General features: G+C 59.7%; 15 protein-coding genes. All 15 read right to left on the minus strand.

The features are described 5' to 3' along the window. On the minus strand, window positions 1-331 hold a 331-nt coding region (locus tag ABHR76_RS07505; RefSeq protein ID WP_346977200.1), incomplete at its 3' end, for a glyceraldehyde 3-phosphate dehydrogenase NAD-binding domain-containing protein. 193 nt (window positions 332-524) lie between these two features. Further along, window positions 525-1,454 (minus strand): DNA-binding protein WhiA, encoded by a 930-nt coding sequence (gene whiA, locus ABHR76_RS07510; protein WP_346977201.1) that lies wholly within the window; start codon window positions 1,452-1,454, stop codon window positions 525-527. Between the two features lie 6 nt (window positions 1,455-1,460). Beyond that, entirely contained in the window at window positions 1,461-2,381 is a 921-nt protein-coding gene (gene rapZ, locus ABHR76_RS07515; RefSeq protein WP_346977202.1) for an RNase adapter RapZ, read from the minus strand. A 101-nt stretch (window positions 2,382-2,482) separates the two neighbouring features. After that, on the minus strand, window positions 2,483-3,169 hold the full coding sequence (locus tag ABHR76_RS07520; RefSeq protein ID WP_022094877.1) for an N-acetylmannosamine-6-phosphate 2-epimerase: 687 nt from the start codon (window positions 3,167-3,169) through the stop codon (window positions 2,483-2,485). 140 nt (window positions 3,170-3,309) lie between these two features. Next, window positions 3,310-4,275 (minus strand): ROK family protein, encoded by a 966-nt coding sequence (locus ABHR76_RS07525; protein ID WP_022094876.1) that lies wholly within the window; start codon window positions 4,273-4,275, stop codon window positions 3,310-3,312. 170 nt (window positions 4,276-4,445) lie between these two features. Continuing rightward, window positions 4,446-5,366: a dihydrodipicolinate synthase family protein gene (locus ABHR76_RS07530; protein ID WP_138375023.1), complete on the minus strand. Its 921-nt coding sequence runs from the start codon at window positions 5,364-5,366 to the stop codon at window positions 4,446-4,448. Between the two features lie 68 nt (window positions 5,367-5,434). Further along, entirely contained in the window at window positions 5,435-6,286 is an 852-nt protein-coding gene (locus ABHR76_RS07535) for an acetylxylan esterase (RefSeq protein ID WP_346977203.1), read from the minus strand. Beyond that, complete coding sequence (locus ABHR76_RS07540; protein ID WP_346977204.1) at window positions 6,279-7,256, minus strand: acetylxylan esterase; 978 nt, start codon at window positions 7,254-7,256, stop codon at window positions 6,279-6,281. Before ABHR76_RS07540 ends, ABHR76_RS07535 begins: the two co-directional genes overlap by 8 nt. Window positions 7,257-7,336: 80 nt before the next feature. Next, entirely contained in the window at window positions 7,337-8,164 is an 828-nt protein-coding gene (locus ABHR76_RS07545) for an ABC transporter ATP-binding protein (protein WP_006236159.1), read from the minus strand. Continuing rightward, the gene (locus ABHR76_RS07550) at window positions 8,165-10,180 is read right to left on the minus strand and encodes a dipeptide/oligopeptide/nickel ABC transporter permease/ATP-binding protein (protein ID WP_022094872.1); all 2,016 of its coding nucleotides are present in this window, start codon (window positions 10,178-10,180) and stop codon (window positions 8,165-8,167) included. It abuts the gene before it with no gap. A 3-nt stretch (window positions 10,181-10,183) separates the two neighbouring features. Then, on the minus strand, window positions 10,184-11,140 hold the full coding sequence (locus ABHR76_RS07555) for an ABC transporter permease (RefSeq protein WP_022094871.1): 957 nt from the start codon (window positions 11,138-11,140) through the stop codon (window positions 10,184-10,186). A 155-nt stretch (window positions 11,141-11,295) separates the two neighbouring features. Further along, window positions 11,296-12,909 (minus strand): ABC transporter substrate-binding protein, encoded by a 1,614-nt coding sequence (locus ABHR76_RS07560; protein WP_346977205.1) that lies wholly within the window; start codon window positions 12,907-12,909, stop codon window positions 11,296-11,298. Between the two features lie 366 nt (window positions 12,910-13,275). Next, window positions 13,276-15,216, minus strand: a complete 1,941-nt coding sequence (uvrC, locus tag ABHR76_RS07565) for an excinuclease ABC subunit UvrC (RefSeq protein WP_346977206.1) — start codon at window positions 15,214-15,216, stop codon at window positions 13,276-13,278. 6 nt (window positions 15,217-15,222) lie between these two features. Further along, window positions 15,223-16,803: a murein biosynthesis integral membrane protein MurJ gene (murJ, locus tag ABHR76_RS07570; RefSeq protein WP_346977207.1), complete on the minus strand. Its 1,581-nt coding sequence runs from the start codon at window positions 16,801-16,803 to the stop codon at window positions 15,223-15,225. Window positions 16,804-16,908: 105 nt separating this feature from the next. Continuing rightward, the coding region (locus ABHR76_RS07575) for a YbaK/EbsC family protein (RefSeq protein ID WP_346977208.1) at window positions 16,909-17,203 on the minus strand (295 nt) is incomplete at its 5' end.

Genomic DNA, 17,203 nt, shown 5'->3' on the forward strand with positions numbered 1-17,203 from the left:
GGGCCTGAGCCTTAGCCTTGCTGGTGTAGAAGCCGGTGCACTCGAGAACGACGTCGACGTCGAGGTCGCCCCAAGGCAGGTTGTTGGCGTCGGCCTCCTTGTAGATCTTGATCTCCTTGCCGTCAACGGTGATGGAATCCTCGCCAGCAACGACCTCGTGATCGCGAGCGTAGTTGCCCTGCGTGGAGTCGTACTTCAGCAGGTAAGCGAGCATATCGGGAGAGGTGAGGTCGTTGATAGCGACGATCTCGGAGCCCTCATGACCGAACATCTGACGGAAAGCCAGACGACCGATGCGACCGAAGCCGTTAATAGCAACCTTTACTGCCATTGTGTCTCCTTTCGTAAGGCCCCCGCGAGCTACAGCGCCCGCCGTTGAGGCCCACAAACTAACCACTCGCCTAATATACCTTTTTTTTGACTTGAATTTCACGAGAATGCTCGAAATTGAAAATCAAATTTACGTTAAAACGTTTTAAAGAGTAAAACAGCAGTTCAATCCCTATATAAGCAGTTTCGCTCAACTACCTGTTTGCTTCAATGAGCTTTTCAAGCCTCAAAACTCGATGGTAGAGGGCCGACTTCGACAAGGGAGGGTCAGCCATCTCCCCCAGATCGCGCAGTGACAGATCAGGATAGCGCTCGCGCAGGTCGCAAAAGACCGCCAAGGCGTCCGGAAGCGTGTCGCGCAAACCCCGCTGTTCGAGCTCATCGATCAACGCAAGCTGATGCTGGGCGGCACCCGCACTTCTGGTCTGATTGGCCAGCTCGGCATTCACGCGACGGTTTACGTTGTTCTTAACCAATTTGACCGCGCGCGCTTCCTCGATCTCGGCAACGCTGCGCTTGGCGCCGACCAGCTTTAGAAGCTGCTCGATCTCCTCGGCGCTCTTAATGTAGACGGCAAAGGATCCGCGCCGCGCGTTAACGCGCGCATGGACCCCAATCTGCTCCAATAGATCGCAAAGCCCCCGGGCATACTGCTCGCCCTGCACCGCAATCTCCAAATGAAAATCGCCGCGTGGATCGGCCACGAAACCGCCGGCGATGAGCGCGCCGCGGATGTAGGCAAGCCTGCAGCAGGGACGGGCAACGATGTGCCGGGGAACACCAGCGACGAGCCCTCCCCTGCGGTCGAGAATGCCCAGCAGCACCAGAGCCTTGTCCAGGTCGGGCTGATCGGGCAGGGTAATGAGATAGTTACGGACCTTATGCAAGACCGATTTACGAACGGTGAATTCCGTTTTGAGCTTAAGGATGCGATGCGTCAGTGTGATCATCGTGCGCGCGACGGCACCCGTCTCGGTCGCGACCGTCAAACGATACCGCCCGGAGCCGGCCAGCGAAAGTGTACCGCTCACACGCGTCAGGGCGGCAAGCGTCGACAAATCGCAGTATTCACATTCGGGTTCGCAGCGCGCGAGCTCGTCACGCACCTCGGCGGTAAACGACATGCAGACCTATGCTTTCGTGTTGGCGCGCGACAGGTCGCGATGGGAAATGCTCACGTGATATTGGGCGCCTTCCAAATAACGTGCCGTGGCCTCGGCGATGGCAACGCTGCGGTGTTGACCGCCCGTGCAGCCGATGGCAATAGAAAGCTGCGGCTTGCCCTCCGCGATATAGCCGGGCATGACCGTATCGAGCAGCTGCGTCCAAGCCTTCCAGAACTCCTGGGTCTTGGGATGGTCCAAAACAAAGTCAGAGACTTTCTTATCGAGACCGGTCATGGTGCGCATCTCGGGATCGTAGAACGGATTGGGCAGGAAGCGAACGTCGATCATAATGTCCGCCTCGACGGGCATGCCGTGCTTAAAGCCAAACGAGAACACGTGAACGTCCATGAGCTGCTGGTCGGACAGCTCGGAGAACGCCATGCGCAATTTATTGCGCAGGGCAGAAGTGCGCAAGCGGCTCGTATCGATAATCATATCGGCTCGATCGCGCACACCCTGCAGCTGCAGGCGCTCGCGCTGAATCGCATCGGCCGTAGTCTCCCCCGGCTTGGCAATGGGGTGGCGGCGGCGGTTTTCGCTATAACGACGGATCAGCACCTCGTCAGAGGCCTCGAGAAACACGATGTCACAGCTCATCTCCCGCTCATCGAGTGCGGCAACGGCATCGAGCAGCTCATCGAACAAGCCCTGGCTGCGCAGGTCACAGGTGACGGCAAGATGCCTGCCCACGCCCGTATTGATGCCGACGAGTTCGGCAAGCTGGGCGATCAGACGCGGAGGCAAGTTGTCGATGCAAAAATAGCCCATGTCCTCGAACACATGCATGGCCTGCGTTCGGCCCGATCCGGACATTCCGGTGATGATGACGATATCGGGGATGCGCTCCGAGCGCTCCGCCGCATCCATGGCATCTCCCTTTTGCATGTGCTGCCTCCCGAAAACAAGCGCGGGACCCAGCAACCCGGATCCCGCGCGGTCAATTGCCTATATTGAGTATACCGCCCCGAGCGGATACGAGGCCTGTCTTACGCCTCAAGTGCAGCCTTGAACCAACTCGTAATACTCGTGGGGTGCGTGATGGCGGTGCCGACGACAACGGCCCAGGCGCCAGCATCGATCGCGGCGCGAGCCTCCTCGGGCGTATGCACGCGACCCTCGCAAATGATAGGAAGGCCGGGGAATTCCTCAGTCGCCTGACGCAGGAGCGGCAGGTCGGGGCCATCGGCCATGGTGCAGTCGATGGCGGCGACGCCGTGAGAAAGCGTGGTGGATACCAGGTCAAAGCCCATATCAACAGCACGGCGAATATCCTCGATGGTGGCACAATCCGCCATCAGGAGCACACCCTCCTCGTGCAGCGGGCGGAAGGTATCCTCGACCGTCTTGCCATCGGGGCGCGGACGATCGGTGGCGTCGATCGCCACGATATCGGCACCGGCAGCAACGCAGGCGCGAGCGTGACGCAGCGTCGGCGTGATGTAAACGCCCTCGTGCCCATCCTTCCACAGGCCGATGACGGGAACCTCACAGCGACCCTTAATGGCGGCAATGTCGGCAAGGCCCTGGCAGCGAATGGCGGCGGCGCCGCCGAGCTCGCAAGCGCGAGACATTTGCGCCATGGTCTCGGGCGTACGAAGCGGCTCGCCCATATACGCCTGAACACTCACGACGAGCTTGCCCTTCAGGGACTGGATCAAAGGATCAACGGTCATGTTCGACTCAACCTTTCTCAAAACAGCCTTCTGAGACACCGCACCTTGACGTTCAAACCGTCGCTCGCGTACCGAAGTACGCTTCGCTCCTCTTTCACGTCAATCTGCGGCACCTCAGAAGGCGCACTTGGTAGTTATGTTTACTTCAACGATGCAAGAAGGTGTTCGGCGGCACCGATGAGCGGAGCATCGCCCTCCAGAGAACCGATGAGGATCGGCGTGTCCTGAAGCGGATCGAGCGCCTGGCTGGCATAGCCCTCGTGCACCGAATCCTTCCACGTCTGCGAACGCCAATCGGGACCTTGGTGAATCACGCCACCCGAAAGCACGATGACCTCAGGGTCCAGGATGTTAGCGAGCGAGCCCAAGCTGGCACCCAGCGCAAAGCCGGCGTCATGGATGACCTCGGTCGCCTTTGCGTCGCCAGCACGGCACAGGTCGTTCACGTCGCGACCGACCGAAGGACGGCTGGGGTCGACGCGACCGAAGCGCTCGTCGTACATACGGCCAATCGAGGTGCCCGAGGCTACCGACTCAAGATGGCCAGAACGCCCGCAGGCGCAGGGAATGCCGGCGGCAGCCGAACACTCGATGTGGCCCATATGGCCGGCAGCACCATGGAAGCCCTGCATCACGCGGCCGTTCTCGACATATGCGCCGCCGATGCCCGTACCGATGCCCAGACACAAGACGGAGAACTTGCCCTTGCCGACGCCCCAGTGGGCCTCGCCCAGAGCATGAGCCTGCACGTCGCCCACCACGGCAACGGGGAGACCAAGGTCCTCGCGCAGGCGCGGCCCCAACTGAACGCCGGACCAGCCGGGCATGATCTCGTTGGCATACGCGATGGCGCCCGTCTTGGGATCGACGACGCCTGCGGCACCGATACCGACACCGAGGACCTCGACATCGGGATTCGCCTCAAGAGCGGCCTTGATGGACGCCTCGATACGCTGGAAGACGGCCTCGCCGCCCTCCTGGGCCTCAGTAGGAACCTCGGCCTCAAATACGGGATGGGGCACGCTGCCGTCAGCCGGGTACTCCATAATGGCGGTCGCGATCTTAGTTCCGCCGATGTCGACAGAGCAGACGTACTTGTTCTCCATGTCGTTCTCCTTAGGAGATAAAAACAACTACAGGAAATGAAGGCGGTGTTATCGCCGCAACTTGGTAAAGGTTTCCCAGGTGCCCGAGGTTGGGGTGAAAGTGGTCGGGCGTTGACCTAATGGGTCACGCCCGACCACTTGAGCCCCAAGATCGGGTGCCTGGGAAAGCTTTAAAGGAGACCGTTGTCCTGGAGGACCTTCTTAATCGCCTCGACGTTCTCGCCGGTCATGGCCTTCACCGGGCGCGGCATGGTCGGGCTGTCGAAGATGCCCATGAGGTTCATAGCGGTCTTGAAGGCGCCAACACCACCGGCATAGCCCTGGACGCCCGAGGTGACATCCCAAATGTGGGAGATCTCGTTGAGGCGATCCTGCTCGGCCTTGACGGTAGCCCAGTCGCCGGCCTGAGCGGCCTTCCACTGGCGCACGTAGCCCTCGGGCTCAACGTTGGCGAGACCCGGAACGGAGCCGTCGGCGCCGCCGAGGTAAGCACCGTCGACGACGACCTCGTGGCCGGTAAGGATGCTCATCGGATGACCGTTCTTCTCGTTCTCCTGAACGAGGTAGCGGAACGAGATGTCATCACCCGAGGAATCCTTGACGCCGGCCAGGACGCCCTCGGCGCCGAGCTTGGCAAGGAGCTTCCAGGGGAGCTTGGTGTGGACGCACACGGGGATGTCGTAGGCGAAGATGGGAAGGTCGAGTTCCTCGTGCAGGATGCGGAAGTGCTCCTCGACCTCGGTCATGCCCTGCAGGGCATAGAACGGGCAGGTGGCGACAAGCGCATCGGCGCCCAGCTCCTGAGCGACCTTGCCGTGCTCGATCATGCGCTCGGTCTCGGTGTCGATGATGCCGACCAGAACAGGCACACGGTGATCAACGATGCGCACGGCCTCGGCGACAATCTGGCGACGGCGCTCGTCGGTGGAGAAGACGACCTCGCCCGAGGATCCCAGGAAGAACAGGCCATCGACGCCGGCATCGATCATACGGTTGATGCTGCGCTCAAAGGAGGCAACATCAAGCTGGTGGTCTTCGGTATCGGGAACAACGACGGGAGGGATGACGCCGGTGAATTTCTGAGTTGCCACAAGAATCTCCTTAGTTGTCTGGCGGGCGGCCCTATGCCACCCACTCTTGTTGGCAGTGTCCAGGCCGTCTAGGCCAAAGAACACGGGTAGAACGTTTGGTTAAAGAAGTCGACGACTTCGTTTTCGAACGCATTGATGCGCTCGTGAGCGTATTTGGCATAAATGATATGCCTTCGGTCACACTCAAGACCGTTGAATACGGCAAACTGACCCTTGGGATCGCTCACGGCGTCCATAAGCGATGTGCCCATGAGCACCGATCCGCGCACCCGAGACGACAGAGCCTCGAGGCCACCGGGGATTGGATTGGCAACCGCCGTGCAGGCAAGGCCTCGCTCGTCCAAGGCGGAAACCGCCAGCGCAACACCGCTGCCAAGGCCCTCGCCCCACGCAAAAATGCGATCGGGGTCCACGCCATCAAGATTACGCGCGACCTTCGCCAACGCGCAGCCCCAACGAACGCGCCTGACAAAAGCAGGCGAGGTAATCCCCTGCTGCAGATCGCTGAGTCCAATCGCCTCATCGTCCAGTGCAAGCACGGCATATCCCATGGCGGCAAATCTCGTCATGTGATGCCAGCCGCGCACAGGCCGATCGATGTCGTGGAACATCAGGCACAGCGGCACGCGCTCAGATACTCGGGCACGACCAACAGGCTCAATCAAACGAGCGTGGACCGCATGGTCACCGAGCTCAAAGGAAACCTCCGAGTAACGGGCGCAGGGGTTAACAAAGTCAATCGCCGTAACAGTCAACCCGCAAACCTCAAGGTCCGAAGCGGCTGTCTTCAAATCGGATATATCCGCCAAAACATCGCCGCGCCAATCCCGGAAATCGGAGAGCCTTGACGAAACCGTCCCAGCAATCCCCGCAAGCTCGGGGACTATCAGCTCGTCAACATTGCTCTCGCACTTAGACATGAGCCTCCCCTCCCTCACAGAAAAACGGAATGATCAAATCATCAAAGTCCTGAATCTCCTCGTGGCCAAAGCCCTCAAAGAACTCATGACGCTTATCGCAGGACAGGTTGTTGTACACCGCAAACTGCGTTGCCGGCGGACAGACGATATCGGCCGTGCCCGTGCCAAACAGCACGGGGCACTTGACCATGGGGGCAAAATTCTTGGAATCGAAGTACGCCAGCTTGGCATAGGCTTCCTCGATACGAGTCGAGTCCTCGTCAAACCAACGCGACCAATAGCGCAGACCCTCGTAGGCAATATCGTCGGCGTCCAGATCCCAAACCAGGCGGAAGTCCGACAGGAAGGGATAGAGGATGGCGGCGCGATTGATAAGATCGCTGTTAAGCGCGCAGGTCGCAATGCCCAAACCGCCGCCCTGCGATGCGCCGTTCACATACACGCGGGTAAGATCGATGCCCTCGAGCTCGCGAACGATACGGCACAGAATGCGGATATCCTGATGTAGGCGGACATAGTAGAGGTTGGCCGGGTCGCCGTCGATACCGGCGACGATATGGCCCGCGACCGTCGTGCCCTCAAATCCACCAATGTCCTCGGAGGGGCCTCCTTGGCCAGGACAATCGAGAGCAATGAGCGCCATGCCCATGCCCGCAAACGACGCCTGCTCAAACCAGCTGCGGCTCGCACCCGGATATCCATGGAACTGAAGTACCAATGGCACGGGCTCGTCCGAGACGGGTTTAAGGCACTTGGCATGCAGGCGCGCGCCACACATGCCGGTATACCAGAGGTCGAAAAACCGACAGGTCGCGGAATTCGCAACCGAAGCCGCCTCAATCGCGTAGTCAAGCTCAACGGCGTCGGCCTCGGCCATGCGGTCCTTCCAAAAGAGATCGAAATCCGATGGACGGGGCATAGCGCCTCGATATTCACCAAATTGCTGTTGTAGCTCCTGAGCACTTGGCATGGCTCGTGAACCCAACCTTTCGAAATCGCAACGGAGGTGCGCCCGGCAAGGGAACCGGGCGCACGGGAGGGAAAGCGAGGCTACTCGCCGAGCTTGGGATGCAGCAGCGACGGCGCAGCGCCGAGCAGCATCTTGGTGTAGGGGTCCTGAGGGTGCTGGAAGACCTGCTTGGCCTCGCCCTGCTCGACGATCTTGCCGCCATTCATAACGATGATGTCGTCAGAGATATAGCGGACCGTCTGGATGTCATGGCTGATGAACACCATGGCCAGGCCGAGCTCCTTCTTAAGGTCGGTCAGCAGGTTCAGAATCTGCGCGCGGACCGAAACGTCCAGAGCCGAGGTGGGCTCGTCGGCGATGATGGCATCGGGGTTCAGCGACAGGGCACGGGCAATTGCGACGCGCTGGCGCTGGCCGCCCGAAAGCTGGCCGGGAAGAACCTCGGCGGCGGAGCTGGGCAGACCGGTGAGCTCCAAGAGCTCCTTGACGCGCTTCTCCTGCTCGGCCTCGGTACCCAGGTTGTGGACGCGCATGGGGTCGAGCAGTTGCTCGCGAACGACCATGCGGGGGTTGAGCGCCGTGGCTGGGTTCTGGAACACGACCGAGATGACGCGGCCCATGTGGCGACGGTCCTCGGCGGTACGCTTGGTAACGTCCTTGCCCTTAAAGTAGACCTTGCCGCTCGTGGGGGCCTGCAGGCCGCACATGACGTTAGCGGTGGTGGACTTTCCGCAACCGGACTCGCCGACGATGCCGATGGTCTGTCCGGGCATGAGCTTAATCGTTACACCCTGGACGGCGTGAACCAGGTTGGGGTGCAGAATCGAGCCGGTACGGGTCCTAAAGGTGACGTGGACGTCATCAAGGAAGATGATCGGCTCGACGCCGTTGACTGCGGTCTCGCTCATCTACATCACCTCCGCGTGAGGGGTCAAACCATTTGCCTTGAGCACCTCATCGGGGAGCTCTGAATAGAAGTGCTCGGTGCCGGGCACGCGCTTGAAGACCGGACGGGTGTCCAGGCCAATGCGCGGATGGCTCGAGCGGGGCGCGAAGCGATCGCCCTTGGGGAAATCGCGCGGGCTCGGAACGGCGCCGGGCACCTGGTGCAGGCGGCCCGAACCGCTCTCGATGGACAGGACGGAACCCAGAAGGCCGCGGGTGTACTCGTGAATCGGGTTGGTGAGCAGCTCCTTGGTGGGCGCCTGCTCGATAACCTGACCGGCGTACATAACCGTGATGTTATGGGCAACCTCGGCGACCAGCGCCAGGTCATGCGAAACGAAGATCATGGCAAAGCCGAGCTTGGCCTGAAGGTCGTTAAGCAGCTTGATGACCTGCTTCTGGACGGTAACGTCCAGAGCGGTCGTGGGCTCGTCGCAGATGACCAGCTTGGGGTCGCGGGTAAGGGCCATAGCGATCAGAACGCGCTGACGCTGACCACCGGAAAGCTCATGCGGATAGCTCTCGAGCGTACGCTTGGGGTCGAGGCCCACGAGCTCCAGGAGCTCCTCGGCGCTACGGGTCCCGCCACGCTTGGTGAGCTGCTTCATCTGGGCGGAAATGAGCATGGAGGGGTTGAGCGAGGACAGGGCGTCCTGATAGACCATGGCGATATCGGTACCGCGCAGGCCGAACCACTCCTTCTTGCTCATCTTGAGCAGGTCGCGGCCCTCCCAGAGAACCTCACCGGAAAGATGCTCGTCATCGTCGGTCAGGCCCATGATGGCCAGCGTGGTGATGGACTTACCGCAGCCGGACTCGCCTACCAGGCCCATGGTCTGGCCGGGACGGACGTCAAAGTTAACGTGGTCGACGACGTTGATGTCACCGTGGTGCTCAAACTGGATGCAGAAATCGCGGACCGAAAGGATCGGCTCAACGGACTCATCGGGCACATGGCGGTCGTTACGCTTGAGTTCGACATCACGCAGGGCGCCAAGACGGGCGGACAGGGACTGAGCCTGCTCCTTGTAGGCGCGAACGGGGTCGGAGACCAGCAGGTCGGCCTCGCGGCGCTTGGAGGAGTCGGTCGGATCCAGGGCGGCGGAGGGAGCAGCGGCCATGGCGTCGGTAATGCCCTCGGAGAGGATGTTGAGTGCCAGGCAGGTGATCATGATGGCCAGGCCCGGGAACAGCGCCTGCCACCAACGGCCAGCGAGCACGCCACCGCGAGCGTCGGCGAGGATGTTGCCCCAGGTAGCGGTGGGCTCCTGGATACCAGCGCCGATGAAGGTCAGCGAGGCCTCGAAGATGATGGCGTCGGCGACCAGGGTAACGGTGAAGACCATGATCGGGGCGATGCAGTTACGCAGAACATGCTTGATCAAAATCCACGGAGCCTTGGCGCCGGAAACGATGACCGCGCGGACATAGTCCTCGCCGTACTCGGACACGATGTTGGCGCGCACGATACGGGCAATCTGCGGAGTGTACATAAAGCCGATGGCGAAGATGATCGACGGCACGGAATTGCCCAGGATGGAGACGAAGACGGCAGCGAGGGCGATGCCCGGGATGGACATGATGATGTCCAGGATGCGCATGATCGCCTCGGAAACGGACTTGCGCGAAACCGCCGCGAGGGCGCCCACGACCGAGCCGCAGACCAGAGCCATGGCAGTGGCGCCAAAGCCGATGATCAGCGAGTAACGGCCACCGTAAAGCATACGCGACAGGATGTCGCGGCCCTTATCGTCGGTACCGAAGATAAATCCATTGCCGGGAGCCTGGCGAGCAGTGAAAATCTCGACCGGGCTATAGGGGGCAAGAAGGGGCGCCAGAATCGCGGTCAGGGCGACCAACACCAGCACGACGGCGGCAATCTTAGAAGACAGCGTCATCTTCTTCCAGCCACCGAGCTTGAGCCCCTTGGAGGCAGCTTTCTCGAGCTGCTCGGTTTGCTTCTCTCGAATCTTTACCATAATCTACACCGTCCTGATGCGCGGGTTGATGAGCAGGTAGAGCATGTCAACCACGATGTTGATGATGATGAAGGCAAGAGCAACGACGATGACGACGCCCTGAACCAGGTTCGCCTCGTTGCCCTGAACGCCCTGCAGAATCGCAGTACCCATGCCGGGGAGGTTGAAGATGACCTCGATGACGACGGCACCGCCCATAAGGTAGCCGATCTTAAGACCGAGGGTGGTGACCGGGGTGATCAGCGCGTTGCGCAAAACGTTGATGCCGACGACGACCTTCTCGGGAACGCCGGCGCCACGGGCCATGCGGACATAGTCCTTATCGAGCTCCTCGACCATGGCCGTACGCACGATACGAGTCATCTGACCCGTCAGCGGGAATGCCAGGGCGATGGCGGGCATGATCATACGTCCCAGATAGCCAGCCGGGTTGGTGGTGAAGTGAGGCAGAGCACCGGACGCCGGGAGCACCTTAAGGTAGGAAGAGAACAGCAGAATCAACAGAACGGCAAGCCAGAACGACGGGGTTGCCAGGCCGGCGATGGAAAAGACGCGGATCACTTGGTCCGGCCATTTATCGCGGTACAGTGCCGCGATGACGCCGAGCAAAAACGAGACGACCGCGCCGATGGCAAGACCGATGAAGGTCAGCTGCATCGTGACGGGCAGGGCCGTGGAGATGCGCTTGGCAACGGAGTTGCGAGCAGCACCATAGGTGCCCATGTCACCATGGATCAAATCGCCCATGTAGCGCACGTAGCGCACGGGCCAGGGGTCGTCCAGACCATACTTCTCATGGTACTCGGCAACCGCCTCGGGCGAGGCACCGTCACCCAACGCCGTATAGGCGGGGTCGGTCTTGGAGAACGACATAAGGAAGAACACCAGGACGGTGACGCCCAATGCCATGATCGGCAGCGCCACGAGACGCCTTCCAATCAAACGTAGAAAGTTGTTCACGTTCTCTCCCCTTTCTTTTGTCGGTAGGACCAACTGGTATATGAGTATGGATACTCATTACAAGACCCGAGCGACATCGAGGCCGCCCGGGTCTTTGTTTCAACTATGAGGACGTTGCCTTACGACCGACGCCCCACATATGACTCAAGCGAGTCTTAGGCCTTGACGGTCGCGACGCCCCTGAAGGACATGCTCGTCGTGCCGATGCCCTTGAAGCCATCGAGGGCCTCGCCGTTGGGCGCGGTGGACGGATCGTCCCAGGAAGCGGAGACGGTCTTGACGTGGACAACGGGGTACAGAACAGCGTTGTCGGCGATGATGTCGAAGCACTCGTTCCACTTCTTCTGCTGCTCGTCGCCCTCGGCGGCAAGAGCCTCGTCCATGAGACCGTGGAGCTTCTCCCACTCAGCGGACTCCTTCCACGGGCAACGGGTCTGCATCCAGACGTTGTCGCCATACCACCAGTTGAGCAGCAGGTCGGGATCGGCACCGAAGCAGGACGGATCGCCAGGAGCGAGAAGGATATCGTAGGCCTCGCCGCCGTCGATGGCAGCGTAGGTGGCCGGCGAGGTATCGGTCTGGATGGTCACCTCGAAGCCGAGAGCGTCGAGGTCGTTCTTGACCTGGGCGGCCATGCCCTTAATCTGCTCGTTGTCGGTGGTGCGCAGGGTGATGGCACCCGGGGTGATGCCGGACTCCTCGATGAGCTTCTTGGCCTTCTTGGCGTCGGTCTTGTACACCGTGGAAGCCTCATGATAGTTGGTGAAGCTCTTGGGCAGGTAGCAGCTGGCAGCGGTGGCAAGGCCGGCGAAGGTGTTGGTGATCATCTTCTCGGTGTCGAGCGCGTACATGACAGCCTGACGGACCTTGACGTTGTTCCAAGGCTCCTTGGCGACGTTGAACATGATGAAGCGGGTGCCGAAGCCCTGGACGTTGTCGATCTTGCAGCCAGCGCTCTCGAGCTGGTCGACGGCGTCAGCGGTGACGAGCTCCATAACGAGCGTGGAGCCTTCCTGCTGGGCGGTAACGCGAGCGGTGGGGTCGGTCAGGATGCTGTACTGGATCTTCTTATCCTCGGCAGCATACTCACCGTTGTACTCGGGATTGGGAACCAGGGTGATCTCGGTATCGGAGATAGAGTCGTACATCCAGGGGCCGGAGCCGATCGGCTGCTTGGCGCGATCCTCCTCGGTCTGGGTGGCCGGGGTAACGCGGATGATGGCAAGACGATCCTTGAGCAGAGAGAAGTTGGGGACCTTGGTCTTGACCGTCACGGTGCTGGCGTCCTTAGCCTCGATGGACTCGAAGGGCTGGAAGAACGGAGCATAGGTAGCGGAAGCGGCGCAAGCGGTGTAGGAGGCAACGACATCGTCAGCGGTGACCTCGGTGCCATCGGAGAACTTGGCGCCCTTGCGGATGGTAACCTCGAAAGTGGTGTCGTCCACAGACTTGGGGTCGTCGGTGGCGAGCTCGTTGAAGGTGCTGTAGTCGTGGTAATCGATGCCGTAGAGGCCCTCGACGACGTGCCAGTTAGCACCCAGGCCCACAGCGGAGCCGGTGCTGGCGGGGTCGAAGCTGGACGGAGCGTAAGCGGAACCAGCGGTGATCACGCCGCCGCCACGGTTGGCGGAATCGGTGGAACCGGAAGCGGAACCCTCGTCGCTAGAGCTGCCACCGCAGCCGGTGAGACCAAGCCCTGCGACAGCAGCGACGCTGCCGGTGAGGCCGAGGAACGAACGCCTGGACATACCCTTGTTGATGATGGCCATGTCTTCTCCTATCAATAGAGAATCTTACCCGGGAGCACCTAGACTTGCCCCCGCGCAACTTGCGGACGATATATACCTTACCTACCGACAAACCCAACTTGGGTGCCGCGCTCGGCGACCGATACATACATACGCTTGAACGGTATTTACTACCGTTCACCGAATTCATTGACAAACGATTCGACAGACAGTATGTATCGACGAGGTGAGATATCAGTCTTCGTCAACCCGCAGGATAGCAGGGTTATTCACCATGGCTAGTCAAACGTTTTAGCGTTAATAAAACCCGAAATCAGCAGGTAATCGCCGCGAAATAAATGATTGAAAAATCAGCCAATCATGTATATCAGTTGTTTAGAAGCGCGTTTAGTTTTCGGAACGGCTGGCCGATGCTTGGGCGCGCTCGGCATTCCATGCAACAAGTGCCTCGTGGACCGCTTTGGCGACATCGGCCGGAACGCCTCGAACTTCCGCAATCTCCTGCTCGCTTGCCGCGCGCAAACGCTTCATCGAGCCAAAATGGCGCATAATGGCACGTTTTCTGGTGGGTCCCACGCCCGGAACGTCGTCAAGCACCGAAACCGTCATAGCCTTATCGCGCAACTCGCGATGGAACGTAATCGCAAATCGGTGGGATTCATCGCGAACCTGCTTGATCAGATAAAGCGAAGCGGAGCCGGTCGGCAGCACGACGGGGGTCTCGTCCCACGGCACGAAAACTTCCTCATCGGCCTTTGCCAAGCCACAAACTGGTATATCGAGGCCAAGCGCCTCAAGTTGCTTAATTGCAGCGGTCAATTGCGGTTTGCCGCCATCGACAACGAGCAAATCGGGGCGCGAGCCAAAGCGCTCGTCCGCCATGCGCTCGGGAGCATAGCGACGCCCCAGAACCTCGGACATCGATACGAAGTCGTTCGCCTCGTCCAATTCGGCCTGAATTTTAAAGCGACGATACTGGCCCTTGTCGGCACGGCCGTTGGTAAATACCACCATCGAAGCGACGGTAAAGGTGCCGTGCAACGTCGAGATATCGAAGCACTCGATGCGCAACGGCGGCGCAGGCAGCGCCAGCGCGCTTTCGAGCTCCAGGAGCGCCTGATTAGTGCGATCGTCAGCATACCCCGTGCGCATCATGTAGCGCACGAGGGCATGGCGCGCATTTTTGGAAGCCATATCGAGCAGGCGGTGCTTTTCGCCGCGCTGCGGCCTATGGAGATGGCAAGAGCGTTCGCGCTTGCCCGCAAGCCACTCCCCCAACGCTTCGGCGTCCTCAAGCTCGACAGAGAGATTGATCTCGGCTGGAATATCAGCCGTCTCGTCGTAATAGCGCTTAAGAAAGCCCGATTGAAGCTCTTCCTCGTCGACATCCAGGCCTTTATCTAGGATGAACTCACAAGTTCGAACCGTTCGGCCCTCGCGAACGACAAAGACACAGGCGGCAGAGATAGTCTCTTCGCGATAGAAGCCGATGACGTCGATATCGACGCTCGATGGAAAAACGACCTGTTGGCGATCGTCCAGGCCCCTAATGACTTCCAGGCGACGCTTGACGCGCGCCGCACGCTCAAAATCGAGCGTCTCGGCTGCCTCCGTCATCTCGGACGTAAGCTCGTCAACGACATCCTTGCGATGGCCCGACAAGAAACGTTCGACACGTTTGACGTTCTTGGCATAGTCGGCAGGGGAAATCGCGCCGATGCATGCGCCCGGCCCGCGCCCGACATGGTAGTCAAAGCAGGGACGCCCGTTTTGCGCGCAAATCATATTGACGATGTCTTCTTCGCCCTTATGAGATTCGACGATGCGGCGGCAGCGGCGCCATTCCGCACAGGATGCCGAGCAAATAGGAATAACCTTGCGTAGCGTATCGATGGTCTCACGCGCCGCACGGCTATCGGTATAGGGGCCAAAATAGCGCGTTCCCGGTTTATGACGCTCTCGCGTGTATTTAATAGCCGGAAACAAGTCGCTCTTGGTAATGGCGATAAAGGGATAGCTTTTATCGTCTTTGAGATCGACGTTAAAGTACGGATGGTACTGGCCAATCAGATTGCGCTCGAGCACCAATGCCTCGTGCTCGGTCTCCACCACGATATAGTCGAAGCTCGCCACCAGCTGCATCATGAGCGGGATCTTTTGACGCTCGTCCTGCAGCGTCACGTATTGACGCATACGGGCACGCAGGTTTTTTGCCTTGCCCACATAGATGACATCACCCTTGGCATCTTTCCAAAGGTAGCAGCCGGGTTGCGTGGGAACGCGCGAAACCTGCTCGGCAAGTGTTGGAATGTTGTCGTGACCTGCCACGCGCACCTACTTGCGACGAAGCAGCGCCGAGACCTCGGGCATCTTAAAGACGAAGGCAAGACCAAAAGTTACAGCGAGCGAGACGACGCCTGCAACACAAACGTAGCCCAGGGTAATGAGGATCGAGCTGCCAAGCGCTCCGACAAAGTGCTCAAGTGCCCACATGACGCCGGCGCCCGCGGCAGCGCCCAAGCCACCGAACAGTAGGCCGAAGAAACCGCCATGCAGGATAGACTTGACCTGAAGGCCATGCAGACGACGGCGCAGCCACCACAGTGAGCATCCGACCAAGACCACGTAGTCAACGACGTACGAAAGCGCAATTGCCGGCATACCGTAGCCCAGCACCACGCCAAACAGCAACACCGAACCGGCCTGGCCGATAGCGGAGTACAGGCAATAGCGGCTATAAGGTTTCATATCGAGCAGGGCCGAGAAGCTCTTCTGCATCAGCACGACCACGCCGTAGAGCGGCAGGGAAAGTGCCAGATAGATAAGGAACTCCGACACCAGCGCCACACCGGATTCATCGAACTTGCCGGCGCAGTAGATCATGTTGAGCGGACGGGCGAAGACGATCAGATACATCGCAAACGGAATCAGGAAGAAGAGCATCTGGGCGACACCGCGCGAAATGCCCGTGCGGACGCTGTCGTAATCCTTCTCCTGCGCATCGTGAGAGAGTTCGGTATAGAGTGCCGTCGAAAGCGAGGCGGCGATCAGCGCATAGGGCAATGTGTACCACAGGCGCGCATATGCGATGACGGAAGGGCCGGTCTCGGGCTGCACCACCAGCGCGGCGGCATTGGTAATGGAGGTCGAGACAAACATGCACACCGTGGCGAGCAGCGTCGGGATACCAAGCGCGATCGTCTGTCGCAGCGCGGGATCCTTAAAGTCGATATGGATATGAGGATGCACGCCATGCTTGCCAAGCGCGGGAATCTGGCAGGCCATCTGGACAAAGACGCCGAGGGTCGTACCAACTGCGATCAAGATAATACCGGCCTGCTCGCCAAATTGTGCAGACACGGGAGCAAAGCCCATAAAGCTGGCGATGACGATGACATTGTTGAGAACCGGGGCAAACGTCGACCAGAAATAGTCGCGGTGTGCGTTGAGAACGCCCGAGAACACCGAGCCCAAGCCATAAAACAGAATTTGAATAGCAAAGAAGCGGAACATGAACGCAGCGGTATCCATGCTGCCGCCATCGCCCGAAAGGAACGACTGCGTCCAAATAAAGCCGGGAGCAAACACGGTGCCCAGCAGCGAGATACCGCCCAGCAGCAGAAGCAGAATACCAAGCAGGTTGCCGACATACTCGTTCGATGCCTCGCGACCCTGCTCGCGCCTCACACCCATATACACCGGCAAAAACGCCGTAACGAGCATGCCGCCCATCACGAGCTCGTAGAGCATGTTGGGCAGGTTGTTGGCAACCTGATAGGAGGACGAGAGCAGCGACATACCGATGGCGGCCGCCATGGCCCACGTGCGGATAAAACCGGTGACGCGAGACACAATGGTCAGGATGGTCATAAGCCCGGCGGAACGACCAACCGTGGAGTAGTCCGACGAGCCCATGTCGTCAGTGTCATCTCGCGACGAAGAAGCTTCGGATGAGGGTGTCTGAGGCGCAGATTCTTTTGCAAAATGAGCTCCGCGCTTCAATTCTTCCTGCGCCATCGCTCAGTCCTCTCTCGTAATCGCGGCAACCGTCGCCCCGCAAAATGCAATTAAATCATCGGGTGCAAGCTCGAGCTGATAACCACGCTTGCCTCCCGAAATAAAAATGGTATCCCAAAGGACACATGTCTCATCAATGAGCGTCCGGTAGCGTTTTTTCATACCGACCGGGCTGCAGCCGCCGCGAACGTAGCCAGTCGCCGCAAGCAAATCCTTCACATGCATCAAGGCCAAGGACTTCTCCCCCGCGGCACGCGCGGCGGACTTTAGATCGAGCTCGTCGGCAACAGGGATACAG

The organism is Collinsella aerofaciens (genome assembly GCF_039752985.1).
Lineage (GTDB): Bacteria > Actinomycetota > Coriobacteriia > Coriobacteriales > Coriobacteriaceae > Collinsella > Collinsella aerofaciens_BT.